The sequence below is a fragment of the Franzmannia pantelleriensis genome (assembly GCF_900102875.1).
Taxonomy (GTDB): Bacteria; Pseudomonadota; Gammaproteobacteria; order Pseudomonadales; family Halomonadaceae; genus Franzmannia; species Franzmannia pantelleriensis.
The window spans coordinates 40,433-65,835 of the sequence record NZ_FNGH01000002.1 but is presented as its reverse complement, the minus strand read 5'-3'; the positions used below and the strand labels follow the sequence as shown (position 1 = coordinate 65,835).

At 64.7% G+C, this 25,403-nt stretch carries 22 protein-coding genes, 1 pseudogene and 2 riboswitches; of the genes and pseudogenes, 11 read left to right on the top strand and 12 right to left on the bottom strand.

Annotated elements, in window-relative coordinates:
- Window positions 1–43: 43 nt before the first annotated feature.
- From BLT16_RS20960 to BLT16_RS02335, 5 genes and pseudogenes are all read right to left on the bottom strand, one after another.
- Window positions 44–913, bottom strand: a pseudogene (locus BLT16_RS20960) (lysylphosphatidylglycerol synthase transmembrane domain-containing protein); the annotation flags it as partial.
- Complete coding sequence (locus tag BLT16_RS02350; protein ID WP_089656924.1) at window positions 913–1,812, bottom strand: methyltransferase domain-containing protein; 900 nt, start codon at window positions 1,810–1,812, stop codon at window positions 913–915. The pseudogene BLT16_RS20960 and the gene BLT16_RS02350, both read right to left, overlap by 1 nt.
- On the bottom strand, window positions 1,809–2,876 hold the full coding sequence (locus tag BLT16_RS02345; RefSeq protein ID WP_089656923.1) for a glycosyltransferase family 4 protein: 1,068 nt from the start codon (window positions 2,874–2,876) through the stop codon (window positions 1,809–1,811). The genes BLT16_RS02350 and BLT16_RS02345 overlap by 4 nt, the downstream gene beginning before the upstream one ends.
- Window positions 2,873–3,274 carry a 6-pyruvoyl trahydropterin synthase family protein gene (locus tag BLT16_RS02340; protein ID WP_089656922.1) on the bottom strand — a complete coding sequence of 134 codons (402 nt, stop codon included), beginning with the start codon at window positions 3,272–3,274 and terminating at the stop codon, window positions 2,873–2,875. The genes BLT16_RS02345 and BLT16_RS02340 overlap by 4 nt, the downstream gene beginning before the upstream one ends.
- Window positions 3,275–3,301: 27 nt before the next feature.
- Complete coding sequence (locus tag BLT16_RS02335) at window positions 3,302–4,285, bottom strand: zinc-dependent alcohol dehydrogenase (RefSeq protein WP_089656921.1); 984 nt, start codon at window positions 4,283–4,285, stop codon at window positions 3,302–3,304.
- A 202-nt stretch (window positions 4,286–4,487) separates the two neighbouring features.
- Between BLT16_RS02335 and BLT16_RS02330 the strand changes: the two genes are divergently transcribed.
- The 3 genes from BLT16_RS02330 (at window position 4,488) to thiC (ending at window position 8,289) form a co-directional block, all read left to right on the top strand.
- Window positions 4,488–5,207, top strand: coding sequence for a CDP-alcohol phosphatidyltransferase family protein (locus tag BLT16_RS02330; RefSeq protein ID WP_218124393.1), 720 nt, complete (start codon window positions 4,488–4,490; stop codon window positions 5,205–5,207).
- 7 nt (window positions 5,208–5,214) lie between these two features.
- A riboswitch (TPP riboswitch) is annotated at window positions 5,215–5,343 on the top strand.
- A 79-nt stretch (window positions 5,344–5,422) separates the two neighbouring features.
- On the top strand, window positions 5,423–6,091 hold the full coding sequence (tenA, locus tag BLT16_RS02325; protein ID WP_089656920.1) for a thiaminase II: 669 nt from the start codon (window positions 5,423–5,425) through the stop codon (window positions 6,089–6,091).
- A 115-nt stretch (window positions 6,092–6,206) separates the two neighbouring features.
- Window positions 6,207–6,329, top strand: a riboswitch (TPP riboswitch).
- A gap of 70 nt (window positions 6,330–6,399) precedes the next feature.
- Window positions 6,400–8,289 (top strand): phosphomethylpyrimidine synthase ThiC, encoded by a 1,890-nt coding sequence (gene thiC, locus BLT16_RS02320; protein WP_089656919.1) that lies wholly within the window; start codon window positions 6,400–6,402, stop codon window positions 8,287–8,289.
- A 62-nt stretch (window positions 8,290–8,351) separates the two neighbouring features.
- Here the strand turns inward: thiC and BLT16_RS02315 are convergent, their stop codons facing one another.
- On the bottom strand, window positions 8,352–9,017 hold the full coding sequence (locus tag BLT16_RS02315; protein ID WP_089656918.1) for a GntR family transcriptional regulator: 666 nt from the start codon (window positions 9,015–9,017) through the stop codon (window positions 8,352–8,354).
- 148 nt (window positions 9,018–9,165) lie between these two features.
- Here BLT16_RS02315 and dctP point away from each other — a divergent pair, with 148 nt between their 5' ends.
- From dctP to BLT16_RS02290, 5 genes are all read left to right on the top strand, one after another.
- Entirely contained in the window at window positions 9,166–10,167 is a 1,002-nt protein-coding gene (gene dctP, locus BLT16_RS02310) for a TRAP transporter substrate-binding protein DctP (RefSeq protein ID WP_089656917.1), read from the top strand.
- A 71-nt stretch (window positions 10,168–10,238) separates the two neighbouring features.
- Entirely contained in the window at window positions 10,239–10,754 is a 516-nt protein-coding gene (locus BLT16_RS02305; protein ID WP_089656916.1) for a TRAP transporter small permease subunit, read from the top strand.
- A gap of 2 nt (window positions 10,755–10,756) precedes the next feature.
- A complete protein-coding gene (locus BLT16_RS02300) occupies window positions 10,757–12,091 on the top strand; it encodes a TRAP transporter large permease (protein ID WP_089656915.1) in 1,335 nt (444 codons plus the stop codon).
- A gap of 13 nt (window positions 12,092–12,104) precedes the next feature.
- Entirely contained in the window at window positions 12,105–13,460 is a 1,356-nt protein-coding gene (locus BLT16_RS02295) for a malonyl-CoA decarboxylase (protein WP_089656914.1), read from the top strand.
- The gene (locus BLT16_RS02290) at window positions 13,457–14,974 is read left to right on the top strand and encodes a malonate--CoA ligase (protein WP_089656913.1); all 1,518 of its coding nucleotides are present in this window, start codon (window positions 13,457–13,459) and stop codon (window positions 14,972–14,974) included. The genes BLT16_RS02295 and BLT16_RS02290 overlap by 4 nt, the downstream gene beginning before the upstream one ends.
- Before the next feature lie 70 nt (window positions 14,975–15,044).
- Here BLT16_RS02290 and BLT16_RS02285 read toward each other — a convergent pair whose 3' ends face one another.
- Window positions 15,045–15,548 carry a porin family protein gene (locus BLT16_RS02285; RefSeq protein WP_422717909.1) on the bottom strand — a complete coding sequence of 168 codons (504 nt, stop codon included), beginning with the start codon at window positions 15,546–15,548 and terminating at the stop codon, window positions 15,045–15,047.
- A gap of 121 nt (window positions 15,549–15,669) precedes the next feature.
- Window positions 15,670–16,593 (bottom strand): EamA family transporter, encoded by a 924-nt coding sequence (locus BLT16_RS02280; protein WP_089656911.1) that lies wholly within the window; start codon window positions 16,591–16,593, stop codon window positions 15,670–15,672.
- A 171-nt stretch (window positions 16,594–16,764) separates the two neighbouring features.
- On the opposite strand from BLT16_RS02280, the gene BLT16_RS02275 reads away from it, so the two are divergent.
- The 3 genes from BLT16_RS02275 to BLT16_RS02265 all read left to right on the top strand — a co-directional run bounded on the left by BLT16_RS02275 (window position 16,765) and on the right by BLT16_RS02265 (window position 21,336).
- The gene (locus tag BLT16_RS02275) at window positions 16,765–17,940 is read left to right on the top strand and encodes an acetate/propionate family kinase (RefSeq protein WP_089656910.1); all 1,176 of its coding nucleotides are present in this window, start codon (window positions 16,765–16,767) and stop codon (window positions 17,938–17,940) included.
- Window positions 17,937–20,108 (top strand): phosphate acetyltransferase, encoded by a 2,172-nt coding sequence (gene pta, locus BLT16_RS02270; protein WP_089656909.1) that lies wholly within the window; start codon window positions 17,937–17,939, stop codon window positions 20,106–20,108. The genes BLT16_RS02275 and pta overlap by 4 nt, the downstream gene beginning before the upstream one ends.
- Window positions 20,109–20,214: 106 nt before the next feature.
- Window positions 20,215–21,336: an aminotransferase class V-fold PLP-dependent enzyme gene (locus tag BLT16_RS02265; protein WP_089656908.1), complete on the top strand. Its 1,122-nt coding sequence runs from the start codon at window positions 20,215–20,217 to the stop codon at window positions 21,334–21,336.
- 35 nt (window positions 21,337–21,371) lie between these two features.
- Here BLT16_RS02265 and BLT16_RS02260 read toward each other — a convergent pair whose 3' ends face one another.
- The 4 genes from BLT16_RS02260 to cyoB all read right to left on the bottom strand — a co-directional run bounded on the left by BLT16_RS02260 (window position 21,372) and on the right by cyoB (window position 25,402).
- Window positions 21,372–22,070: a CBS domain-containing protein gene (locus tag BLT16_RS02260; RefSeq protein WP_089656907.1), complete on the bottom strand. Its 699-nt coding sequence runs from the start codon at window positions 22,068–22,070 to the stop codon at window positions 21,372–21,374.
- 355 nt (window positions 22,071–22,425) lie between these two features.
- On the bottom strand, window positions 22,426–22,743 hold the full coding sequence (cyoD, locus tag BLT16_RS02255) for a cytochrome o ubiquinol oxidase subunit IV (RefSeq protein WP_089656906.1): 318 nt from the start codon (window positions 22,741–22,743) through the stop codon (window positions 22,426–22,428).
- A 1-nt stretch (window position 22,744) separates the two neighbouring features.
- The gene (gene cyoC, locus BLT16_RS02250; RefSeq protein ID WP_089656905.1) at window positions 22,745–23,365 is read right to left on the bottom strand and encodes a cytochrome o ubiquinol oxidase subunit III; all 621 of its coding nucleotides are present in this window, start codon (window positions 23,363–23,365) and stop codon (window positions 22,745–22,747) included.
- Window positions 23,366–23,368: 3 nt separating this feature from the next.
- Window positions 23,369–25,402: a cytochrome o ubiquinol oxidase subunit I gene (gene cyoB / locus BLT16_RS02245; protein ID WP_089656904.1), complete on the bottom strand. Its 2,034-nt coding sequence runs from the start codon at window positions 25,400–25,402 to the stop codon at window positions 23,369–23,371.
- Between the last annotated feature and the right edge of the window lies 1 nt (window position 25,403).

The window sequence follows — 25,403 nt, the reverse complement described above, 5'->3', positions numbered from 1 at the left end:
GGCGCTGCCACCAGCACAGCGCACCGGGCAGACTGGCCAGCAGCACCAGCAGCCCATAGCTCACCGACACTGCCACCCCCTGAGCCGGCGGTAAGCCGACACTAAGCCAGACCAGCGCCGCAGCACCTTCGCGAAAGCCCCAGCCGGCCACCGACAGCGGGATCAGCATCGCCAGCAGCACCGGGGGCAACAGTATCAGCAGCGTCGTGGCCGACAGCTCGACACCGATCGCACGCGCCGCGCAGACGAAGATCGCCGCATAGCTGGCCAGCACCAGCAGCGAGCCGCCCAGCTGTGCCGGCCAGGCGCGGCGGCTAAACAGCGCACGGCGCAAATCGCCACCCAGGCCGTCGGCCCAGCCGGGTGTCTTGGCCCGGGTGTGGCTGCGCTTCCACCACAGCAGCAGGCCAAGCAGCGCCGGCACCGCTATCGCCAACCCCACCGCGGGCCGCGCCAGCAAATTGCCCAGCGCCGCATGCCAGCGCGGCGACAGCGCCAGGATCGCCAGCGTCACCAGCGCCAGCACCAGCTGACCGGACGCGCGCTCGATCAGCACGCCGCGCCAGGCGGCAGCGCGTTGGCCACTGGCGCGCGCATGGCGCCAGGCGCGGGTGGCATCACCGAGCACCGCGCCGGGCAACACCTGATTGAGGAAGCTAGCCAGGTAATAGTCATTGATGGCACGGCGCCAGCCGAGCGCCACCCCGAGCCGCGCCGCAGTGAAGCGCCAGCGCCAGGCAGAGATCACGACCTGCGGCAGACTCAACAGCAGCGCCAGCAGCACCCAGCCGGGGGCCAGCCGCTGCACCTGGGCCACCACTTCCCCGGCCTCCAGCCACACCGCCACGCCGCCCAGCAGCGCCAGGCTGATCACCAGGCGCAGCAGGGTGCGCCGCCACGGCACGCCAACCATCAGCCATCACTCCCGGGCGGGGTCAGCAGAAGATCAATGTGGCCAACCCATACCCCACAGCGTGCATTGGCCAGGTCACGCTGGCGCGCCAGCTGCCAGGCCTCGATGCGCGCCGCCTGAGCCGGGCACTGCTCGGTGGCCGCCGTGGCCCAGCCGGCCACCAGCGACTGACCGAGGGACAGCGCCGCCTCGCTGCCCGGCGCCAGGCGCCATGGGCTCGATGCACGCTCGACACGATAGCCGCGCGCCTCGAAGACGCTTGCCAGTGCCGCCGGAGCCGCCCCGCCCAAGGCCGCACCCAGCCCCTTGTCGCGGCGCTGATGGTCGACGAACTGACAGCGCAGCCAGTCATCCTCGGCGTTCTGCCGCGCACCGTCGGCATCGATGAACTGCCAGTGACCGTCGACGCTGAGCGTAAACAGCCCGGCCAACTGGCGTGCCGCACAGGCCTCGGCAAGCGCTTCGATCCAGTCCGCCGAGCACAGGTCGAACAGCGCCGAGGCGCATACCATGTCGGCGCCATCGAGCAGTCCAGACAGCGCCTTGACGTCGGCCAGGTCAACCTGGCGATTTTCGATATCGGGCTGCTTGCCCGTCGCGTCGACATGGCGTGCCAGCCGCTGGCGAGCCCCCTCCAACAACGCCGGATCATGATCCACCAGCCGCCAGCGCTGCGGGCCAGGCAACCGCGACGCCAGATAGGCCGGGTTACTGGCGCGCCCGCAGCCCAGATCGACCAGCGTCAGCGGTGCGCTGTCAGATGCGCGGACACGGCTTAGCCAGGTGCCCGCCTGGGCGGTTAGTCGGGCACAGCGAGCAGCGTGATCGGCCGCCTCACGTAACGCCAGCCAGTCGCTGTCGAAACGGCTGCCCGCCGCGCTGCGATCCACGGCTTTCATGTATGCGGTACCCCAAGGGCAGCGGCGAAGGCATCGCCGGCCGCCTGCCAATCGCGCTGCTGTTCACGCGCCGCGATGGCCCCACGCCGCAGCTCGCGGCGCAAACCGGCGTCTTCCAGCCAGCGCCGCAGAACGCCCCGCAGCGCGCCCACATCACCGGGGGCGACCGCCAGGCCGGCGCCTTGGGGCAGCGTGAAGCGCAGCGCCCCGCCGGTGGTGGTAATCACCGGCAGCCCGCGGGCCAGCGCCTCGGTGACCACCATGCCGTAGCCTTCGTAATGCGAGGGCAACACGAACAGATCCGCCTCGCGGTAGGCCGTGTCCAGGGCCTGGGGATCACGTTCGCCGAGCAGCCGGAACTGCTCCGTCAAGCCATGCCCGACAACGCTGGCCGCGACGCGTTCGGCGTGCTCCGGGTCGCGGTCGAGTCCCCCGATGCAGTCGCAGGTCCAACGGGCTGCATCGAGGCCCGCCAACGCCTCGACCAGCAGGTCGTGGCCCTTGCGCGGGGTTACACTGGCCACGCACAGCAGCCGCTGGGGGCGCTCGCTGTCCTCCAGATCGAGGGCGCTGGGCGCCAGCGCTGCCGGCTCGACGCCGGGCTCCACCACCTGCGACACGGCAACGCCGAAGTCGCGCAGCCGCCGAGCGGTGAAGGCACTGGTGCTGATAACCCGCGCCACCAAGGCCAGGGCGCGCGCCTCACTGTCGAATAGCCGTACGCGGGTCGCCTCATCCAGGCCGGTCTCGTCGGCCAGCGGGTGATGCACCAGCGCGGTGAGGTCGAGGCGTGAGGCATGCGCCTCGAGCACCTCGGGCAGCCCTCCCATCGCCAGACCGTCGATGACCACGCGCGCATCGTCGGGCTGGGCAGCAAGCGCCGTCTCCAGAGCATCCTTGGCACGCTCGTCGGGGTCGGGAAAACGCCCCGCCAGGCCCACCACCTGAACCCACCAGCCGCGCTTTTCCAGGGCCTCCACGATGTGCGCATCATAGACGTAGCCGCCGGTCAGCTGGCCGGGATCACCGGCGACGATCAGACAAAGATCGGGCGTTGCCGTCATTGCAGCTCTCCCTCGTAGCTGGCCCAGGCAATATGCGACTCGTGGAGGGTCACAGTAAGAGCCTCCAGGCCACGCCCACTATCGCCGAGGCGTCCTGCGGCAATAGCCGCTGCAAGGCGCTCGAAGATGACCCGTGCCATGAACTCGGTCGTGGTATTGCGGCCCTGGAACTCCTCCAAGTCATCGAGATTCTGGAAGTTGAATTCGGCCAACAGCGTCGACAGCGTCTCGCTGGCCAGCCCGATATCGACGATCAGATCGTCATCATCCAGCTCGCGGCGCTGGAAGGTGACATCGACCACATAGGTGGCCCCGTGGGTGCGCTGGGCCGGGCCGAAGATATCGCCATTGAAGCTATGGGCGATCATGAAGTGGTCACGGACAGTCAGGCGATACATGCGTTGACTCCTTGCGCAGAGTTCGGATCAAGTCGGTGTATAGCGAATGCGGTGACACAGCACCTTGCCGGCGCCCTGCACCAGGCGCGGCATCTCATCGGGCAGTGAGGCAAAGGGCGTCTCGCCGCTGATCAGGGCATCCAGACGCGGTTCCGCCAGCAGCCGCAGTGCGAGCTCCAGGCGCCGACGAAAGTCCCAGCGTGGCTGGCGCTGCGGTGCAATGCCACCTACCTGGCTGGAGCGCAGCGTCAGGCGCTGGGCGTGAAAGGCCCCGCCCAGCGACACCGCCACCGGCTGCTCGCCGTACCAGCTCATCTCAAGCAGGGTGGCCTCGCGTGCGGCTACGCGTATGGCCGTCTCCAGGCCCGAGGGATGGCCACTGGCATGAATCACCAGATCATTGCCGCGGGGCGCCTCATCGGGCAGCGTGAACGTCAGCCCAAGTGCACGTGCCAGGCTGGCACGCTGGGGTTCGATATCCACCAGGCAGACCTGGGTGCCAGGGATGCCCGCACACAGCCAAGCGACCAGCGTCCCCACCACCCCGGCGCCGATCACGCAGATCCGGTCACCGAGCCCGGGGGCGGCGTCCCATACGCCGTTGATGGCCGTTTCGAGGTTGGCCGCCAGCACCGCGCGCTCTGCCGGCACATCATCGGGCAGTGGATGCACGGCGCTGGCGGGTACGACGTAGCGCTGCTGGTGGGGATAGAGGCAAAACACCGTGCGCTCGCGCAGCGCCTCCGGGCCTTCGACCACCCGCCCAACGCTGGCATAGCCATATTTCAACGGCCCCGGGAAGTCGCCCTCTTGGAACGGCGCACGCATGCGCTGATATTCGCTGGGCGGCACCCGGCCAGTAAACACCAGCGATTCGGTGCCCCGGCTGACGCCGCTATAAAGGGCTTCGACCAGCACTTCCTCTGGTCCTGGCGCCTCAAGCGTCTGACTGCGCAGCACACCGTGCCCGGGGGCCAGCGTCCAGAAGGCCATGCTTGTCGTATAAGACATATCGCGGTTCCGTTCGTGAGTCGCTCTACTCAAGACGCTTTCTCGACACTTAGGTTTCAATATTTATACAACATATGTACCAATAAAGCATTCTGCATCATTTTTCGCCATCGTCGATGCGCTGGGCTAAGCTGGTAATGACAGGCCCGATCAACGCCTCTCCTTCAGCTATAGCCCATGAGAGACCAGCATGAGTCGCATAATGCCGAATTCCATCGCCGTTCAGCGCCCGATCGCCGACCTGGTAGCCGGGCTGGCCATGGTGCTGGTGCTGGCCCAGCTGACACAGCACATGCTGGCGGCATCGGCCTGGTTGGCGCTGACCAGCGGCCTGAGCTATCTGGTCATCGCCGTGGTCGTTGCCGCCGCCTGGACGGGTGAACTGCGCGGCTTCGGCTGGGCCAACCGCGTAACGCTGCTCCGCGGCGCGTTGATCGCGCTGATCGCCGGCAGCCTGTGGTGGCCGTCTCTGTGGCAACAGCATGCCATGCTGCTGGTTGGCGTCGCCGGCACGGCACTGCTGCTCGACGGCATCGACGGCTGGGTGGCCAGGCATACCGGATCAACCAGCGCTTTTGGTGCACGCTTCGACCTTGAGCTGGACGCAGGTTTCATTCTGCTGCTGTGCCTCACACTGGTGATACTCGACAAAGTAGGCGCCTGGGTGCTGCTGATCGGCGCGATGCGCTATGTCTTCGTGCTCGGCGGCCATGCCTGGCCCTGGCTGCAGGCACCGCTACCCGAGAGCCTGCGTCGCAAGGCGGTGTGCGTTATCCAGGTGGTCACGCTGATGGTGGCACTGCTGCCGGGCGTGTCCTCGGCACAGGCCACCCTGCTGACGGCCGCGGCACTGCTGTTGCTGAGTGCCTCCTTCGCCCTCGATGTGCGCTGGCTGGCTGGCAAGTCTGCTTCAAACTGCTAAGCTAGAACATCGCTTGACGGGGTGTCGGTGAATTCCGGCTGAGATGGCGCAGGGGTGTCGATTGCAACACCCAAGCACTGGTCCCGTTGAACCTGATCCGGCTCGTACCGGCGTAGGAATCAAGCGGCGGCCAGACGCATCAGCATCACGTCCACTCGTCAGGCCCCTCCCCCTTCGCCCGTGCACCGGATCGCCATACCGCTTCCGGAGGCAAGATGGGCTACCGCTTTAGTGATCTGACCGACGCCTGCCAGGCCGACTGGCGCGCCTATATCGAGCACGGCTTCGTGCGTCAGCTCGGTCAGGGCACCCTCGCCGATGAGGCCTTCCGCCACTACCTCAAGCAGGACTACCTGTTCCTGATCCACTTCGCCCGCGCCTATGCGCTGGCTGCCTACAAGAGCCCGACGCTGGCCGACCTCCGCCAGGCCCATGAGGGGTTGAAAGCGATCGTCGACGTCGAGCTCGCGCTGCACGTCAGCTACTGCCGGGAGTGGGGCATCAGCGAACAGCAGCTGGCCCAGCTGCCCGAAGCCCGCGCCACCCTCGCCTACACCCGCTATGTGCTCGACACCGGCAGCCGCGGTGACCTGCTCGACCTGCACGTGGCGCTCGCCCCCTGCCTGATCGGCTACGGCGAGATTGCCAACTGGCTGAATGCTCAGCCGGATACCCTGCGTGGCGACGCCAACCCCTATGACGCCTGGATCGCCATGTACGAAGGCGAGGAATTCCAGACCGCCATGCGCGCCGAACTGGCGTGGCTCGATGCGCGCCTGGCCGACGTCACCCCGGCGCGCTTCGAGGAGCTGACCCGCATCTTCCGCGACGCCACGCGCCTCGAGATCGACTTCTGGCAGATGGGCCTAGATGGCGCCGACTAAGGCAGTGGCCACGCTATCGCCGAGCTCTGCCGGGGACAAGCCTTCGAGCAGTAACCACGCGTCGTCCCTGGTCAGGACGACACGCTTCACCGCGATACTCCGGTATCGCCGACCACCACGCTTGACGGGGTGCCGTTGAAAACGGCTGAGATCGTGCAGCGCCTTGGGGCGCCCAAGCATGGATCCCGTTGAACCTGACCTGGCTAGGACCAGCGTAGGGATCAAGCGACACGCCGCCACGCCCGGCGGCCCCTGTCCTTCCCAGCGGTCCTCCCTGACAACGCCATACATCCCAAGGGAGCATACCGATGAGCAAGACCACCCATTTTCTCGCCGAGACCGCCAAGGTCGACGCGGCTGCCATCCAACCACTGCCCGGCTCGCGCAAGGTCTATGTGGAAGGCTCACGCCCGGATATCCGCGTGCCCTTCCGCGAAATCAGCCTCGCGCCGACCCAGACCTCCGGCGCCGATGAGGAGAACCCGCCGCTACTGGTCTACGACACTTCCGGTCCCTATACCGACCCCGAGGTCAGCGTCGACCTGCGCCGCGGCCTACCCGAGCTGCGTCGTGCCTGGATCGACGAGCGCAACGACACCGAGTTCCTCGACGGCCCCACCTCCGAGTATGGCAAACGCCGCGCCAGCGACCCCATGCTCGCCCCGCTGCGCTTCGACCTGACCCGCTCTCCAAGACGCGCTAAGGAAGGCAAGAACGTCACCCAGCTGCACTACGCTCGCCAGGGCATCATCACCCCGGAGATGGAGTTTATCGCCATCCGCGAGAACCAGCGCCGCCAGGCGCTGGGTACACAAGAGGTCGAACGCATCCTCGGCCACCAGCATCCTGGCGAGGGCTTCGGTGCCCGCCTACCGGAAGAGATCACCCCGGAGTTTGTGCGCCAGGAAGTGGCCAAAGGCCGTGCGATCATTCCCTGCAATGTCAATCACCCGGAATCCGAACCGATGATCATCGGCCGCAACTTCCTGGTGAAGATCAACGGCAACCTGGGCAACTCCGCGGTGACCTCCGCCATCGAGGATGAGGTCGATAAGATGACCTGGGGGATCCGCTGGGGCTCGGACACCATCATGGACCTCTCCACCGGCCAGAACATCCACGAGACCCGTGAGTGGATCATCCGCAACGCCCCGGTGCCGATCGGCACCGTGCCGATCTACCAGGCGTTGGAGAAGGTCAAGGGCGTGGCCGAGGACCTCACCTGGGAGGTGTTCCGCGACACCCTGATCGAGCAGGCCGAGCAGGGGGTGGACTACTTCACCATCCACGCAGGCGTCTTGCTGCGCTATGTGCCGCTTACCGCCAAGCGCGTCACCGGCATCGTTTCCCGGGGCGGCTCGATCATGGCCAAGTGGTGCCTCTATCACCATCAGGAGAGCTTCCTCTACACCCACTTCGAGGAGATCTGCGAGATCTGCAAGCAGTACGACGTCGCCTTCTCACTTGGCGATGGCCTGCGCCCCGGCTCGGTGGCCGACGCCAACGACGAGGCCCAGTTCGCCGAGCTCGAGACCCTCGGTGAGCTGACCAAGATCGCCTGGAAGCACGACGTCCAGGTGATGATCGAGGGGCCGGGCCATGTGCCCATGCACCTGATCAAGGAGAACATGGACAAGCAGCTCGAGGCGTGCCACGAAGCGCCCTTTTATACCCTCGGCCCGCTGACCACCGATATCGCCCCAGGCTACGACCACATCACCTCCGGCATCGGCGCGGCAATGATCGGCTGGTACGGCTGCGCCATGCTCTGCTACGTGACGCCCAAGGAGCATCTGGGCCTGCCCAACAAGGACGACGTCAAGACCGGCATCATCACCTACAAGATCGCCGCGCATGCCGCCGACCTCGCCAAGGGCCACCCGGCTGCCCAGCGCCGCGACAACGCCCTCTCCAAGGCGCGCTTCGAGTTCCGCTGGGAGGACCAGTTCAACCTCGGCCTGGACCCCGACACCGCCCGCGAGTACCACGACGAGACCCTGCCCAAGGACTCGGCCAAGGTCGCCCACTTCTGCTCCATGTGCGGGCCCAAGTTCTGCTCGATGAAGATCAGCCAGGAGGTGCGCGACTACGCCCGTGACAACGGCCTCGATGGCGACCAGGAAGCGGTGATGAAGGGCATGGAGGAGCAGGCGGAGAAATTCAGAAAGGAGGGGGGAGAACTCTACCAGGAAGTGTGACGACCGCCAGTCACTCGCAGGGGCCGTATGGCCCCTGCGAGTGACACTGTGTGTCCTCAAGGTCAGACACCAAACACCCTGACGCTGGCGACGAAGTCGCTAAAGCGTTCCCCCTGAATCAGGACATGCTCGCGGAGGCTCCGCTCAGCGAGTTGGGCATCGCCCTGCTGAATCGCTGCAACGATCTCACGATGCTCACCCAGCGAGTTGCTCATGCGCTGTCGGACCTGCAGCTGCAACCGCCGGTAGGGCTTCAGACGCTGCTTGAGACGACGTGCTTCTTCGGCCAGAAAGGCATTGTGACTGGCCGCATAGATGCACTCGTGAAAGGCTTCATTCTCGTAATAGTACTCATCGGTATCGCCAGCTTCGGCGGCCGCGTCACAGCGCGCCAGAGTAGCTGCGAGAGAGGCAAGTTCAGGGGCCGTGATGCGTCGAGCGGCGAGGCGACCGCACATGCCCTCCAACTCGGCCATGACCTCGAACATTTCGATCAGCTGTTCAAGCCCCACCTTGGCAACGAAGGTGCCTTTCTTGGGTGATACCGTCAGCAGACCGCTGGCAACCAGTTGCTGGATCGCCTCACGAACCGGCGTTCGCGAAACCTCGAAGCGCCGCTCGAGAACCTCAGGGTCGACCCGTTCTCCGGGAGCCAGGCGGCCATTAATGATGTCGTCTTCCAGCGAATCGCGTAGCCGCTGTGCATTCGAGCGTTTGCTGCTCACCATCTGTCTCCTCAAGGGCTCACCCCATTCTACTCAGCGCCGCTGATCGCCGTTCAACGCACGACATTGACGAAAATATATATACCAGCTATTGATGTATATATCAGCAGCGCTGATAAACACTACAAAACAAGAATCTCAGGAGCACAGCATGACACGCCAACTCAAGCCCGCTGCCACTGCAGCACTGGGGCTCGCCGTCGCCTTGAGCGGTGCCGCGTCCGCCGACACCGTCCTTCGCGCTTCACACCAGTTCCCCGGGGGCCAAGGTGATATCCGTGATGAAATGGTCCAGATGATGGCCCAGCATGTCGCGGATGCCGACGTCGGCCTGCAGATCCAGGTCTATCCCGGCCAGTCGCTGTTCCGCGCCGGTGAACAGTGGGGCGCGCTGGTCCGCGGGCGACTCGATATGACGCTACTGCCGCTCGACTATGCCAGCGGCCGCCATCCTGAATTCTCCGCCACCCTGATGCCCGGCCTGGTGCGCAACCATGAACACGCGGCGCGCCTCAACGACTCGGCCTACATGGACATGATCAAGGAGGTGATCATGGACAATGGGGCAAGGGTGCTGGCCGACACCTGGCTGGCCGGGGGCTTCGCCTCTAGTGAACAGTGCATCACCTCGCCGGACACCGTGAGCGGTCAGAATATCCGCGCCGCAGGCCCGGCCTTCGAGCAGATGCTGCAAGCCGCCGGCGCTTCAATCGCCTCCATGCCCTCGTCGGAGGTCTACACGGCGATGCAGACTGGTGTGCTCGACGCCGCCAATACCTCCTCCATGTCATTCGTCTCCTTCCGTCTCTACGAGCAGGTGGAGTGTCTGACCGAGCCAGGCGACTTCGCGCTGTGGTTCATGTATGAGCCGGTATTGATCTCCGAACAGGTGTGGCAGGGCCTCACCGAGGAGCAGCAGGACGCACTGCTGGAGGCCGGCCAGGCTGCCGAGGAGTACTTCGCCGCGGAGGCAGCCGCCATCGACCGCCAGATGGTCGAGGTCTACGAGGAGAACGGCATCGAAGTAGTACGTATGAGCGAGGAGGACTACAACGCCTGGCTCGATATCGCCCGCGAGACTTCCTACAAGAACTTTGCCGAGAACGTACCCAACGGCCAAGCCATCATCGACGCCGCCCTGGCGGTCGACTGACGGTCGCCCTTCCCATCGTGAACTAGGCCACCCGTCAGGGTGGCCCCCTTTTCGCACCCCGGGAGGAGTCAATGGCCATGGCCAACCCCCTTGCTCAACGTTTCAGCGCCATCGGCGGATTCATACGGCTGATGGACGTGCTGTCCCGCGCCAGCGCCTACCTGGCGGCCGCGATGTTCATCGCCGGCGTGCTGGTGATCTGCCAGATGGTCTTCATTCGCTATGTGCTCGGCATGAGTACTAGCTGGCAAACCGAATTCACCGTGTTCTCGGTGACCGGCGCCATGCTGATGGGCAGCCCCTATGTGCTGATGACCGGCGGCCACGTCGCCATCACTATCCTGCCCGATGCGTTGGGCGGCGTTGCCCGGAAGGCAATGCGGCTGGTCGCGTCATTGATCGGCCTGGCCTTCTGCGGCGCTCTCGCCTTCGCCTCTTGGGTCTATGTCGTGGAGGCCTACGCCTTCAACTGGCGCACCGGCACCGTGTGGAACCCTCTGTTGTGGCCGGGCCTGCTGCCCATGGCCGTGGGTACCACGCTGCTCACACTGCAGTACGTCGCTGAAATCCTGCGCGGGGAGACATAGGCATGGATCCGATTACCCTGGGTATCATCGTTGCCGTCGCGCTGGTCGTGCTGATGGCCATCGGCACGCCCATCGCCTTCGCCCTTGGCGGCGTCTCTCTGCTCGCCCTGATGTATGACCGCGGTCTACCTGAACTGGTCTATTTCGGCGAGACCTTTTTCGACCGCATCGCCGAATTTGGCTTCGTGGCAATCCCGATGTTCATCCTGATGGGCGCGGCAGTGGCCTCTTCTCCCACTGGCCGCGACCTCTATCGCTCGCTGGATCTGTGGATGGGGCGCCTGCCGGGTGGTCTCGCCGTTTCCAACATCGGCGCCTGTACCATCTTTTCCGCGCTATCCGGCTCTTCGCCCGCCACCTGCGCCGCCATCGGCAAGATGGGCATCCCCGAGATGCGCACCCGCGGCTATCCCGACGGCGTGGCCGCTGGATGCATCGCTGCCGGCGGCACACTGGGCATCCTGATTCCGCCCTCGGTGACCATGATCATCTACGGCATCTCCACCGAGACCTCGATAGGGCGGCTGTTCATGGCGGGTGTGCTGCCCGGGATAATGCTTGCCGGCCTGTTCATGATCTGGACCATGATCGCCTGCCGTCTCGAAGGCGGCTACAACAACCCGATGGCGCAGACCGCCGAGCGGGTCAAGGAGAATATCAAGGCCAACGTCGATACCAACCTCAAGGCGCTGGTGCGGGTCGTGCCGTTCCTGGCGGTGATCGCCGGCATCCTGTTCGCCCTTTACGGCGGGGTAGCCACACCGTCAGAAGCAGCCGGCGTGGGAGCCTTCCTGTGCGTGGCACTGGCGGTGCTGATCTACCGCATGTGGCAGGTCAAGCCGGTCAAGCTGATCATGCGAGACTCGCTGCGCGAAAGCGTGATGATCATGCTGGTCATTGCCACCGCAGAGGTGTTCGCCTATGCCCTCTCCTCGATGTTCATTACCCAAACCATCGCGGCCGCCATCGCCGACATGGAGGTGAACCGCTGGGTGCTGATGGGCATCATCAACCTGTTCCTGCTGGTGGCCGGCTTCTTCCTGCCACCGGTGGCGGTGATCGTGATGACCGCACCGATCCTGCTACCGATCATCCTGGCTGCCAACTTCGATCCCTACTGGTTCGCGGTGATCCTGACCATCAACCTGGAGATCGGATTGATCACGCCACCGGTGGGACTCAACCTGTTCATCATCAAGGGCATTGCCCCTGACATTTCACTGCGCAACATCCTCGTGGGTAGCCTGCCCTATGCATTGTGCATGGTGCTGGGGATCATCCTGCTGTGCTTCTTCCCCGGCATTGCCTTGTGGCTACCCAACCTGATTATGGGCTAACGGGAGTAGGTCAATGAACATGTCGTTCCTGCAGGAGTTGTTCAACAACATCACTCAGCGTGATGCGCTGCTGTGGCGACGCCAGGGCGATGCCGCGGTTCATGACCACAGCGTGCTGGTGGAGGCGTGTCATGAGCTGTTGGAGAGTGATGGAGAAGCCTCCAGCATCACCCTGGCAAGTCGCGCGCTGGCGATCTACCAGCATCTCGACGAGGAGCATAAGCGTGCGTTCTTTCACGCACTGGCTGACGCCTTCGCCGCTGACCCAGCACACATCGACGCCGCCTACTCGGCCTATCGGGACGCGCGTGACAACAGCAGCCTTCAGACGCTGTTCGAGGCCTGCGAGCCACGTCGCCAGGAGCTGTTCCGGCGCCTCAACCTGGCCAGTGGCGGCACCTACCAGCTGGTCAAGATGCGCGAGGACCTGCTCGGCCTCCTCAAGGAAGCTCCCGCACTGCAGGCCATCGATGCCGATTTTGCCCACCTGTTCGGCTCCTGGTTCAACCGCGGCTTCCTGGTCCTCAGGCGTATCGACTGGAACACTCCAGCGTCGATCCTGGAGAAGATCATTCGCTACGAGGCGGTGCATGAAATCCAGGACTGGGACGACCTGCGCCGCCGCCTCGACGCCCGCCATCGACGTTGCTTTGCTTTCTTTCACCCGGCGATCGGCGACGAGCCGCTGATCTTCGTTGAAGTGGCGCTGCACAAAGGCCTACCGAGTCGCATCCAGCCGATCCTGGCCGGTGAAGATGCCGGCGTGGAAGAACCCGAGGATGCCGATACCGCGGCCTTCTTTGGCATCAGCAACTGCCAGACTGGCCTGCGTGGCATCTCGTTTGGCAATTTCCTGATCAAACAGGTGGTCCAGGAACTCAAGCAGGAGCTGCCACAGGTCAAGCACTTCGTGACGCTGTCGCCGGTGCCCGGCTTCGCCCAATGGCTGAGCGCACAGCGTGAGGGCGGCGGCCTGACCAGCGCAACCCGCGACGCGCTCGAGGGACTGGATGCACCGGACTGGCATCGACAGCCCGAACTCGCCGACTCGCTGGGCGCCATCATCAAGCCCTTGGCGGCGAAGTACCTGGTCGAGGCCAAGCACCGTAGCGGACTGCCGCTCAACCCGGTGGCCCGCTTCCACCTCGGCAACGGTGCCCAGCTGCATCGCATCAACTGGCTGGGCGACACCTCCTCCAAGGGGCTTAGCCAAGCCGCCGGGCTGATGGTCAACTACCTCTACGTACTCGATGACATCGAGCGTAACCATGAAAACTATATTGCCAACGCCAATGTCGCACGCTCCAGCGAGGTCAAGGACCTCACCAAGCGCGCCAGGAAGCTGACCACGGGAGAGAGCCCCACATGAACCACAACCTCTTCGCGACCTTTGCCGAGCGCATGCAGGCACGCGGCGATGCCGACTTCATCACCACCCGCGAGGGGCGAGGTTACTCCTACGCCGATGCCCTCGCCGAGAGCGCCAGGCTGGCCGGTGCCCTGAGTGAGCTCGGCGTACAGCAGGGGGATAGAGTCGCAGTGCAGGTCGACAAGAGCCCCGAGGCGATCCTGCTGTATCTCGCCTGCCTGCGCAGCGGCGCCGTCTACCTGCCGCTCAACACCGGCTATACCGGGGAGGAGATTCGCTATTTTCTCAACGACGCCGAGCCGGCGCTGTTCGTCTGCCGTCCTGCGGATGCCGCCCAGGCCCGTCAGCTTGCCGGCGAGACCGGCTGCCCCGCCGTCGAGACCCTGAGCAGCGCCACCGACGGCAGCCTGATGGACAAGGCCGCAGCTGCCACGCCCCGCGAAGAGATCGCCGAACTCGGCGAGCGCGATCTGGCCGCGATCCTCTACACCTCGGGCACCACCGGACGTTCCAAGGGCGCCATGCTGACCCATCGCAACCTCGGTTCCAACGCCGAGACACTGCGCCAGGCCTGGCACTTCTGCGCCGAGGACCGGCTGATCCACGCCCTGCCGATCTTCCACACCCACGGGCTGTTCGTGGCCTGCAACGTCACCCTGATGACCGGCTCGAGCATGCTGTTTCTGCCAAAGTTCGACGCTGATGTGATCTTCGAGGAGATGCCGCGAGGCACGGTGATGATGGGCGTGCCGACCTTCTATACCCGCCTGGTACAGGACTCACGCCTGACGCCTGAGATGACCGCCAATATGCGCCTGTTCGTGTCGGGATCGGCACCGCTCACCGCCGAAACCCATGAGGCCTTCGAGCGCCTGACCGGCCACGCCATCCTCGAGCGCTACGGCATGACCGAGACCAACATGAACCTCTCCAATCCGTATGAGGGGGAACGTCGCGCCGGCACCGTGGGCATGCCGCTGCCCGGCGTGGAGTACCGCATCACCGACCGCGAGAGCGGCGAGGCGGTACCTCAGGGCGCGATTGGCATGCTGCAGATCCGCGGTCCCAACGTCTTCGTCGGCTACTGGCGGATGCCCGAGAAGACCCGCGAGGAGCTACTCGATGATGGCTTCTTCATCACCGGCGATCTGGCCATGGTCGACGAGCGCGGCTACGTGCATATCGTCGGTCGCGACAAGGACCTGGTAATCTCCGGCGGCTACAACGTCTATCCCAAGGAAGTCGAGCAGCTGATCGACGAGCTGGATGGGGTGCAGGAGTCGGCGGTGATCGGCCTGCCCCATCCCGACTTTGGCGAGGGGGTCACTGCCGTGGTGGTGCGTCAGGCAGGCGCCCCCCTCGACGAGGGCGAGGTGCTCGCCCACCTAGACGGTCGGCTAGCCAAGTACAAGCGGCCCAAGCGGGTCTTCTTCGTCGACAGCCTGCCCCGTAACACCATGGGCAAGGTGCAGAAGAACCAGCTGCGCCGCGAATACGACGCCACTTACCGCTGACCTAACCTGCATACGACCGCGCCCCCGACCGATGGCCGGGGGCGCGACGTCACTGGTATTAGCTTAGCGCTTAGAAACGATAGCGCAGGCCGACGCTGGCAGCGTCGAAGGTGTAGTTCGACTTGTCGAGATAGCGCATGTAGTCGGCGCCCACCGAGAGGTTCTGGGCCACGTCGAATTCCGCGCCGGCCCCATAGGAGAAGCCGCTCTCGCTGTCGACGTCGAAGTCCACCTCGGTGAAGCCGGCCAGGCCATAGAGACGAATCTCGTCGGCGATCGGCAGGATGCCCTTGGCATAGGCGCCGATCAGGTAGTCGAGCTCGACCGGGCCGTCGGAGCCGCCGCCACCAAGATGGCCTTCAACGGCGAAATAGTCGTTGATCTGGGCGCCACCACGCAGACGCAGACCCACGTCGTCACGACTGGGGCCCTGGTCTGGGTTGAGGTCCCAGAACATGGCGTCACCACCGACATAACCCTGCGGGTAGAAGGTCTGCGCCTGCTGGGCGTGAGCCGCGCTGGCACCGACAGCGGCGATCATGGCGATAGCGCTTGCCGAGAGTAGTCTTTTCATCACACACCTCCTGTTTAGAAACAGCGTTTCCTAACTCCTGGTCAGTGTGGATCATTGCCCGACGTAAGACAAATGAGAGAACGTCATTTTCACGCTTCTTGCATGAAGTGCCCCCTGCCTCTCAAGCGCGACGCGATAACCCCAGCACGACTATCCCCCCCAGCACGATGGCGCCACCCAGCAGCTGCATCGGGCCCAGCATCTGCCCCAGTACGATGTAGCCCAGCACCAGCGAGGCCACCGGTTCGATGTTCATCACCGGCGCATTGCGCGCCATATTCAGACGCGGCAGCGACACGAACAGTATCGAGAAACCGATCCCGTAGAGCAGCGCCAACGCCGTCAGGCCGCTCCAGCCACTCACGGTAGCGGGTAGCGCCAGGCCACCAGGCACCAGCCCTGCCACGCCAGCAACCAGCATGCTGAGCAGCACCACGCCCATGGTCAGGAAGGTGCGCAGGGTATTGCTGACCCGCGCCAGGCGACGGTCGGTGATCCATAGCGCGCAGGAAAACACCGTCGCTGCCCCGATGCCGAAGGCCACCCCGGTTACCCAGTCATCCCCCATCTGCGCTGGATCGGCCAGCCAGGTGGGCACGTCGAGCACCACCACCAGCCCTATCAGAATCACCGCCATGATCAGGGTCGCCCGCAGCGTCGGCCGGGCACCGCCCAGCGCCCAGGTCAGCAATGCCAAGATGATCGGAAAGGTATTCATCAGCAGCAGCGCCACTGCCACCGGCAACCGCGCCACCGCCGAGTACAGGAACACACTCTGCAGCGTGATCAGCAGCCCGACGCCGAGCTGCCAGGGCCAGCTGCCGGCGGGCAGTCGCAGCGGCGTGCGCTTGATCACCAGCAGCGTACCCAGCACCACCAGCGCCAGACTCGAGCGGGCCATGATCGCCAGCAGCAGGCCGGTGCCATCGTCGAAGGCCAACCGCGCGGCCACATGGTTAGCAGCGAACAGGCATGCCACACTCAGCAGCAGAACGATGGCCAGATGGCGAGGCAGCAGGGCAGCGCTAGGGTCGGTCGCGGGCATTCGGTCATCCAATCGATAGCAGGCTAATTCAATTGCGTATCAGAGCATAAATCCCGCGGCAAACCCAGTGCTGCAGCGAGCCACCTACCCCATCGATTTAGCCAATGACGCAAGATGTTATACTAAGGTCTTAGTTCTTGACGCTTCACGACACAGGTCAATAGTGCGCCCATGAAAGCCCCCGTTCTGGTCATCAACTGCGGTTCCTCCTCCATCAAGTATGCGCTGATTCCCGACGACGGCGGGCCACGCCTGGAGGGCATCGCCGAGCGCTTGGGCAGCCAGGAGGCACTGCTCAAGGCCAAGGACAGCAAGGGACAGCGCCACGAGACGTCTCTGCCGGGAGCAGATCATGGCGCGGCGCTAGAGGCGATCTTCACCAGCCTCGATGGCCATGCACCGGTCGCGGTGGGCCACCGCATCGTCCACGGCGGCGAGCACTTCACCCGCGCCTCACGGCTCGACGACCAGGTCATCGCCGCCGTCGAGGAGACCTCGGCGCTGGCGCCGCTGCACAACCCGGCCAACCTGGCCGGCATCCAGGCCGCCCGCGCGCTGTTTCCCGCGCTACCCCAGGTCGGCGTGTTCGATACCGCCTTCCATCAGAGCCTGCCGGCCCACGCCTACCGCTACGCACTGCCCGAGTCGCTGTATCGCGACCACGCCATTCGCCGCTATGGTTTCCACGGCACCAGTCACGCTTTCGTCAGCCAGCGTGCCGACACGTTGGCCGGCAGCGGGGACCACGGCTGGCTCACCGCTCATCTCGGCAACGGCTGCTCCACCTGTGCGGTATGGCAGGGCCAGAGCCGCGACACCAGCATGGGGCTGACCCCGCTGGAAGGCTTGGTAATGGGCACCCGCAGCGGCGACGTTGACCCCGGCCTCCACGCCCACCTGCACCGCCAGTTGGGCTGGTCGCTGGACGAGATCGACGCCATGCTCAACCAGCGCAGTGGCCTCGCCGGACTGTCGGAACTGACCAACGACATGCGCGAGCTGGAAGCCGCCGCAGAACGCGGCCATGCAGGCGCCAGCCTGGCACTGGAAGTGTTCTGCTACCGTATTGCCAAGTCACTGGCGGCGCTCTCCTGCGCGCTGCCGACGCTGAGCGGGCTGATCTTCACCGGCGGCATCGGCGAAAACTCGCCGACCGTACGCGCCAAGGTGATCGCCGCCCTGCCCCACTTCGGGCTCGGCCTCGATGAGGCAGCCAACCTGGCCACCCTACGCGGCCGCGAGGGCCGCATCGATGCCGGCTCAGGACCGCAGCTGTGGGTGATCCCTACCGACGAGGAGGGCCAGATCGCCCGCGAGACCCGCGAACTGCTGGAGCTCTCGGCATGACCCCACTACCCAACGATCGCCAGGTCCAGACCCTGCTGTTGGTACCCACCTCGGTGGGCGCCGGCCTTACCTCAGCCTGCCTGGGACTGATCCAGGCGCTCGACTTCATCGGCATGAAGGCCGGCTTCCTCAAGCCGTTCATGCAGCGCGAGCTCAACGGCAGCGGCCCCGACCGCTCCAGTGCTCTGGTGGCCCGCGCGCTGGGGCGCACGCCTCCGGAGCCGATCACCCAGGAGCGCCTTGAACGGCTGCTACGTGAGGACCAGCTCGACGAGCTGCTGGAATCGGTGGTCGAACTGCACCAGCAGGCCGCCAGCACGGCGGACACCACCCAGGACATCGTGGTAGTAGAGGGATTGGTGCCCACCGAGCACAGCACCTATGCCAACCAGCTCAATACCCAGCTGGCTCAGGCCTTGAACGCCCGCATCATCTTCGTGGGCAGCGGCGATCTGGCGGCGCCACGCGAGCTGGCAGAGCAGCTCGACATGCACTCGCGCAGCTTCGGCGGGGTCAGCTCGACGCGTACCATGGGCTGCATTTTGATGCGCATGAAGGGCCTGCCAGCACCGCCCGCCAGCGAGCAGCCCATTGCCCCGGGCGCCGCCAACGTGACCCTCGATGCAGGCCTGCTCGAAGAGCTGCGTCGCCACTCGCCGGCACTGGCCACCGACCGCTTCCATCTGATCGGCGTGGTGCCCTTCAGCGATACCCTCAGCGTGCCGCGCATCAAGGATGTCGCCGAAGCCCTCGGCGCGCGCTGGCTCAACGAAGGTGAAGCCGCCAGCCGGCGGGTGCTGAGTACCAGCCTGTGCGGACGCAGCGCCGCCCATGCGCTCAAGGTGTTCAAGCCCGGCAGCCTGATCGTCACCTCCGGCGACCGCGACGACATCGTGCTCGCCGCGGCGCTAATGACCATGAACGGTACGCCACTGGCGGGGGTGATGCTGACCAACGGCTACCTGCCCAACGACGATATGATCGACGCCTGCCGTCCGGCACTCAAGACCGGGCTGCCGGTACTGGCGGTGGACACCGACAGCTTCACCACCGTCCAGCACCTGACCCAGATGAGCAATGAGATCCCCGCCGACGACCTGGAACGCGCCGAGCAGGTGGCCCACTTCGTCGCCGCGCATATCGACCTGCAGTGGCTCAAGGATCACCTCAGTCGCGGCTATATCCGCCGCCTGTCGCCATCGGCGTTTCGCCATCAGCTGGTCAAGAAGGCCCAGCAGGCGCACAAGCGCATCGTGCTGCCGGAGGGCAACGAGCCGCGCACCGTGGAGGCCGCCGCGCTCTGCCAGCGCCGCGGCATCGCCGACTGCGTGCTGCTGGCCAAGCGCGAGGAGGTCGAGAGCGTGGCACGCAGCCGCGGCATCGCGCTGCCCGAGGGACTCGAGATCATCGACCCGGAAAGCATCTATCACGACTACGTCGCCGACATGGTCGAACGCCGACGCGGCAAGATCAACGAGCCGATGGCCGAGGCCCAGCTCCAGGACACGGTGGTACTGGGCACCATGATGCTGCATCGTGGCGAGGTCGACGGCCTGGTGTCGGGCGCGGTTCACACCACCGCCAACACGGTGCGCCCGGCCTTCCAGCTGATCAAGACCGCGCCGGACTACCAGCTGGTGTCGTCGATCTTCTTCATGCTGCTGCCCGAGCAGGTGGTGGTCTACGGCGACTGCGCGGTCAACCCCGACCCCGACGCCGAGGCGCTGGCCGAGATCGCCATCCAGAGCGCGCGCTCGGCCAAGGCCTTCGGCATAGAGCCCAAGGTGGCAATGATCAGCTACTCCACCGGGGAGTCGGGCACTGGCTCCGACGTCGACAAGGTCCGCGAGGCGACCCGCATCGCCCGCCAGCGCGCCCCAGAGCTGCTGATCGACGGCCCGTTGCAGTACGACGCCGCGGCGATCGAGAGTGTCGGCAGGCAGAAGGCCCCCGATTCGCCGGTCGCCGGCCAGGCCACGGTGTTCGTGTTCCCCGATCTCAACACCGGCAATACCACCTACAAGGCGGTGCAGCGCAGCGCCAAGGTGGTCAGCGTGGGGCCGATGCTGCAGGGCCTCAACAAGCCGGTCAACGATCTCTCGCGGGGCGCCCTGGTCGATGACATCGTCTACACCATCGCGCTGACCGCGATCCAGGCCGCTCAGTAAATTTTGCTGCCGATGCGGCCGATCTCGACAGCATCCGCCTGGCCCAAGCGGCGCGATGCTCTTACCCTTATCTGACCCACGCCACGCTGACACCAAGAGGCTGACCATGCCCGGACTACTGCCTGACGTCGACCCCGACGGCCTGCTCGAATACTCGGTGGTCTACACCGACCGCTCGCTCAATCACATGTCCCAAGCCTTCCAGGGCGTGATGAACGACATCTCCGCGACCCTCAAGCGCGTCTACGGCGCCGCCGGCGTGGCCATCGTGCCGGGCAGCGGCACCTTCGGCATGGAGGCCGTGGCGCGCCAGTTCGCAGCCGGCAGCAAGACCCTGACGATCCGCAACGGCTGGTTCAGCTACCGCTGGACACAGATCCTCGAGATGGGCGACCTGCCGGCCAGCGCCACGGTGCTCAAGGCGCGCCGCCAGGGCGATGGCGCCCAGGCGCCGTTCGCGCCGGTGCCCATCGGGGAAGCAGTAGCAGCCATCGAAACCGAACGCCCCGACGTGGTGTTCGCGCCTCACGTCGAGACCTCCGCCGGGATGCTGCTGCCCGACGACTACATCCGCCACCTGGCCGATGCCGTGCATGGGGTCGGTGGTATGCTGGTGCTCGACTGCATCGCCTCGGGCACGCTGTGGGTGGACATGCAGAAGACCGGCGTCGACGTGCTGATCAGCGCACCACAGAAGGGCTGGAGCGGCTCACCGGGCTGCGCCATGGTGATGATGTCACCGCTCGCGCTGGAGCGCCTGGCGGCCACCACCAGCTCGAGCTTCGCCGCCGATCTGCGCAAGTGGTACGAGATCATGCAGGCCTACGAGAACGGTGGACACGCCTATCACGCCACCATGCCCACCGACGGTCTGCGTCGGCTGCGCGACATCATGGCCGAGACCGAGGCCTACGGCTTCAACAAGGTGCGCGCCGAGCAGCTCGAGCTAGGCGAGCGGGTGCGCGCCCTACTCAGCGAGCATGGCTTCAAAAGCGTTGCTGCAGCGGGCTTCGAGGCTCCCGGGGTGGTGGTCTGCTACAGCGACGACGCCGGCATCGCCGGCAAGTTTGCCGCCGCCGGGCTGCAGGTCGCCGGCGGCGTGCCGCTGATGTGCGATGAGGGCGACGATTTCCGCACCTTCCGCATCGGCCTGTTCGGTCTCGACAAGCTACACCACGTCGAGCGCAGCGTAGCGGCGCTGGAATCAGCGCTCACTCACCTGAAATAGGCATCTGCCAATGCGGCGCCGTGAGGCGCCGCTCTTCAGGTACCGCTGAGCCCGCCGCGAGGCATGAAACCGAGATGGTTCTCGACCCGCATCACGCCGTTGATGTTTTCGGCGGCCACCTGCACGGCCAGCTTCTCCTGCTTGCTCTCCACCAGCCCCCACAGCTGCACTTCGCCACCGCTGACCATCACATTGATATGGTCAGTCAGCACGTCGGTGTTGTCCTTGAGTTCCTTGATGATCGCGGCGCGGATCTCGCGGTCATCGCTGCTTGGTGCCTGGGCCTTGCTGACCCCGGCCATGGCCAGACCATGCAGCAGGTTGGCACGGCTGACGATCCCCACCAGCCGCCCATCGCGGACTACCGGCACGCGCTTGATGTGGTGCTTCTCAAGCAGCTTGGCCACCTCGTCGAGGGGCGTGTCCTCGGTGATGGTCACCGGGTCGGGGGTCATGATTTCGCCCGCCTTGCGCCCGTGGGACTTGACGTACTCGCCGGCACTCTGGGTACCGCTGAACAGATTGGCCAGCCACCAGGAACTGCGACGCTCGGTACCGGTCTCGACCCGATGCATCAGGTCGCCCTCGCTGACGATCCCCAGTACTTTGTCCTCGGCCCCGACCACCGGCACCGCGCTGATGCGATGCTCGATCAGCAGGCCGGCAATTTCACGTACCTCGGTATCCACCGAGACACTGATCACATCAGAGGTCATGACATCGAAGGCTTGCATGATAACGTCCTCGCTATGCGGCGGCGAACCATCGTCGCCTTATCTCTTGAGAGTAGCAGTCAGGCGAGATCAGCAACCTTGATCCAGGACAAGCTGCCGCCAACCGTCCCTGAGACTGCCTCAGCTCACCGCAGCCACCACGCTCACTATTCGCTCGGCGAACAGGATGATAATAAAAAACCGCCTCAGGCAGGGGCTGCCAAAGGCGGTTTCATGGGGCGTATCGGGTAACGCTGGGCGTCATACCAGCATCGGCACCATCGCTTCCAGCACCATGACGAGACTCATCGCAGCGCCCCCGACAATGCCCGGTTTGATCAGCTCGAGCTGGTCCCGCCAGCGCTGGGTGCCGACATCAGCCGATCATCATGTTGAGATGTAGATGGTGCATGATCCACAGCGAACCTCCCACAACCAGACCAAGTATGGTCACCGTGAAGACCAAGGACATGAGGTTCCAGCCCTCCTCCTGCTTGGTGTCCATGTGCATGAACAGGATCAGCTGCACCAGCACCTGCGACACCGCGGCCGCCACGATCACCAGCACCTTGGTGGACGCGGCGACCAGGTCGCCCATCACCACGGCGAAGGGAATCGCCGTCAGCAGCAGCGAGAGGGCCAGGCCCATCACATAGGACCTGACGCTACCATGCGCAACCGGTGAATCCTTCATGTCACACTACCCCCATTAAATAGACGAACGAAAATACGCAGATCCACACCACATCCAGGAAGTGCCAGAACAGGCTGAGGCACAGGATGCGTGGCCGCGTCATGTCATTCAGCCCCTTGGTGTGGAGCTGAACCAGCACCACCACCAGCCACAGCAGGCCGAACAGCACATGCAAGCCATGGGTGCCGACCAGCGTGAAAAAGGCCGATAGAAAGGCGCTGCGATCAGGGCCGAAGCCGGCATGGATCAGGTGTCGGAATTCATAGAACTCGATGGCGATGAACCCCGCCCCGAGCAGGAAGGTCACCACCAACCAGGCCTTGAGCCGCGTCACTCGCTCAGCGGTCATCGACAGCACCGCCATGCCGTAGGTGAAGCTACTCACCAGCAGCAGCAGGGTTCCCGCCAGGATCAGTCGCAGGTCGAATATCTCCGCACCGCTGGGGCCACCTGCCGTGCCCCGCATTAGCACGGCATAGGTAGCGAACAATGTGCCGAAGATGACCAGGTCGCTCATCAGGTAGACCCAGAAGCCGAACACCTTGATGCTGCCGGTGTCGTGGTGCCCGTGGGTCACCGCATGGGCGTGAGCGTCGCTATGCTTGATGGTATCGGTCGTCATGGATCACCCCCGCAGGTCGGCCGAGACGAAACCGCCCCGGGCCGATCCGTTCGTCTGCCATTGGTCACCTGCCTCACGCTGGCGCTGATGGGCACGCTCGCAGCGCGCCACCTCCGCGGCGGGCACCCAGTAGTCGATATCGTCGTTGAACACCCGGGCCAGGAAGCTGATCAGGCAACCGACGGCGGCGGCGATTGCCAGCCACCAGATGTGCCATACCAGAGCAAAGCCCAGCACCACCGCAAACAGGCTGATGACCGGCCCGGCCACGGTGTTGCGGGGCATATGGAGGTCCTGGTAGGGCCTCTCCTCGAGGGCCTCGATGCCACGCTGCTTTTGAGTCCAGAAACTGTCGATGCCGCCGACCTCGGGGGCGTGGGCGAAGTTGTAGTGCGGTGGCGGCGAGGCGATCGACCACTCCAAGGTGCGGCCATTCCAGGGGTCGCCGGTGAGGTCGGCATTCAAGCGCCGATCACGGATGCTCACCCACAGCTGGATCACGGTGCAGGCGATGCCCAGCATGATCACCACCGCGCCGACCAGGGCCAGGAGCATCCACGGCTGCCACTCGGGATTGGCATAGGACTGCATGCGCCGAACGGCGCCGAAGAAGCTCAGCACGTAGAGCGGCATGAACGCCAGATAGAAGCCGATCAACCAGCACCAGAAGGCGCGCTTGCCCCAGGTCTCGTCGAGGGTGAAGCCGAATGCCTTGGGGAACCAATAGGTCATGCCGGCCATCATGCCGAACACCACGCCACCGACGATCACGTTATGGAAGTGGGCGATGACGAACAGGCTGTTGTGCAGCACGAAGTTGGCGCCGGGTACCGCCAACATCACCCCGGTCATGCCGCCCAAGGTGAAGGTGATGATGAAACCCAGCGTCCAGAGTACCGGCGAGGTGAACTCGAGACGCCCGCGGAACATGGTGAACAGCCAGTTGAACACCTTCACCCCGGTGGGGATGGCGATGATCATCGTCATGATGCCGAAGAAGGCATTGACGTTGGCGCCGGCGCCCATGGTGAAGAAGTGGTGCAGCCAGACGATGAAGGACAGCAGCGTGATCGCCACCGTCGCCCATACCATGGTGGTGTAACCAAACAGACGCTTGCGCGCAAAGGTCGCGATCACCTCCGAGAAGACCCCAAAGGCCGGCAGGATGAGGATGTAGACCTCCGGATGCCCCCAGGCCCAGATGAGGTTGACGTACATCATCATGTTGCCGCCGACGTCATTGGTGAAGAAGTGCATACCCAGGTAGCGGTCCAGGGTCAGCAGCGCAATGGTGGCGGTGAGGATCGGGAAGGAGGCGATGATCAGCACGTTGGCGCATAGCGATGTCCAGGTGAAGATCGGCATGCGCAACAGTGTCATCCCCGGGGTACGCATCTTGAGGATGGTGACGAAGAAGTTGATCCCTGTCAGCGTGGTGCCGATCCCCGATATCTGCAGCGCCCAGATCCAGTAGTCGACCCCGACCCCGGGGCTATACTCGATCCCCGATAGCGGGGCATAGGCCAGCCAACCGGTGGTGGCGAACTCGCCGACGACCAACGACACATTGACCAGGATCGCGCCGGCGGCGAACAGCCAGAAGCTGAGGTTATTGAGGAACGGATAGGCGACGTCGCGAGCGCCAATCTGCAGCGGCACCACCAGGTTCATCAAGCCGATGACCATGGGCATGGCGACGAAGAAGATCATGATCACGCCATGGGCGGTGAAAATCTGATCGTAGTGCTCCGGCGGGAGGTAGCCCATCGAGCCACCGGCCGCCATGGCCAGTTGCAGGCGCATCATGATGGCGTCGGAGAAGCCGCGCAGCAGCATCACCAAGGCAACCAGGAAGTACATGATGCCGAGCTTCTTGTGGTCGACGCTGGTAAACCATTCGGACCACAACCAGCCCCATTTGCGGTAGTAGGTAAGAGCAGCGATCAGGGCAAAGGCGCCGATCGCCATGATGACGGCCACGACCATGATGATGGGCTCGTGGTAAGGAATCGCCTCTAGACTCAGTTTTCCCAACATA

Bases quoted from the DNA above. Each gene is read 5' to 3' on its own strand.
- BLT16_RS02300 (WP_089656915.1), top strand. From the start codon at position 10,757: ATGGATCCGATTACCCTGGGTATCATCGTTGCCGTCGCGCTGGTCGTG.
- BLT16_RS02265 (WP_089656908.1), top strand. From the start codon at position 20,215: ATGCCCGGACTACTGCCTGACGTCGACCCCGACGGCCTGCTCGAATAC.
- BLT16_RS02285 (WP_422717909.1), bottom strand. From the start codon at position 15,548: ATGAAAAGACTACTCTCGGCAAGCGCTATCGCCATGATCGCCGCTGTC.
- BLT16_RS02340 (WP_089656922.1), bottom strand. From the start codon at position 3,274: ATGTATCGCCTGACTGTCCGTGACCACTTCATGATCGCCCATAGCTTC.
- BLT16_RS02260 (WP_089656907.1), bottom strand. From the start codon at position 22,070: ATGCAAGCCTTCGATGTCATGACCTCTGATGTGATCAGTGTCTCGGTG.
- cyoC (WP_089656905.1), bottom strand. From the start codon at position 23,365: ATGACGACCGATACCATCAAGCATAGCGACGCTCACGCCCATGCGGTG.
- BLT16_RS02335 (WP_089656921.1), bottom strand. From the start codon at position 4,285: ATGTCTTATACGACAAGCATGGCCTTCTGGACGCTGGCCCCCGGGCAC.
- tenA (WP_089656920.1), top strand. From the start codon at position 5,423: ATGGGCTACCGCTTTAGTGATCTGACCGACGCCTGCCAGGCCGACTGG.
- BLT16_RS02315 (WP_089656918.1), bottom strand. From the start codon at position 9,017: ATGGTGAGCAGCAAACGCTCGAATGCACAGCGGCTACGCGATTCGCTG.
- BLT16_RS02305 (WP_089656916.1), top strand. From the start codon at position 10,239: ATGGCCATGGCCAACCCCCTTGCTCAACGTTTCAGCGCCATCGGCGGA.
- pta (WP_089656909.1), top strand. From the start codon at position 17,937: ATGACCCCACTACCCAACGATCGCCAGGTCCAGACCCTGCTGTTGGTA.
- thiC (WP_089656919.1), top strand. From the start codon at position 6,400: ATGAGCAAGACCACCCATTTTCTCGCCGAGACCGCCAAGGTCGACGCG.
- cyoB (WP_089656904.1), bottom strand. From the start codon at position 25,402: ATGTTGGGAAAACTGAGTCTAGAGGCGATTCCTTACCACGAGCCCATC.
- BLT16_RS02275 (WP_089656910.1), top strand. From the start codon at position 16,765: ATGAAAGCCCCCGTTCTGGTCATCAACTGCGGTTCCTCCTCCATCAAG.
- cyoD (WP_089656906.1), bottom strand. From the start codon at position 22,743: ATGAAGGATTCACCGGTTGCGCATGGTAGCGTCAGGTCCTATGTGATG.
- BLT16_RS02295 (WP_089656914.1), top strand. From the start codon at position 12,105: ATGAACATGTCGTTCCTGCAGGAGTTGTTCAACAACATCACTCAGCGT.
- BLT16_RS02350 (WP_089656924.1), bottom strand. From the start codon at position 1,812: ATGAAAGCCGTGGATCGCAGCGCGGCGGGCAGCCGTTTCGACAGCGAC.
- dctP (WP_089656917.1), top strand. From the start codon at position 9,166: ATGACACGCCAACTCAAGCCCGCTGCCACTGCAGCACTGGGGCTCGCC.
- BLT16_RS02330 (WP_218124393.1), top strand. From the start codon at position 4,488: ATGCCGAATTCCATCGCCGTTCAGCGCCCGATCGCCGACCTGGTAGCC.
- BLT16_RS02290 (WP_089656913.1), top strand. From the start codon at position 13,457: ATGAACCACAACCTCTTCGCGACCTTTGCCGAGCGCATGCAGGCACGC.
- BLT16_RS02280 (WP_089656911.1), bottom strand. From the start codon at position 16,593: ATGCCCGCGACCGACCCTAGCGCTGCCCTGCTGCCTCGCCATCTGGCC.
- BLT16_RS02345 (WP_089656923.1), bottom strand. From the start codon at position 2,876: ATGACGGCAACGCCCGATCTTTGTCTGATCGTCGCCGGTGATCCCGGC.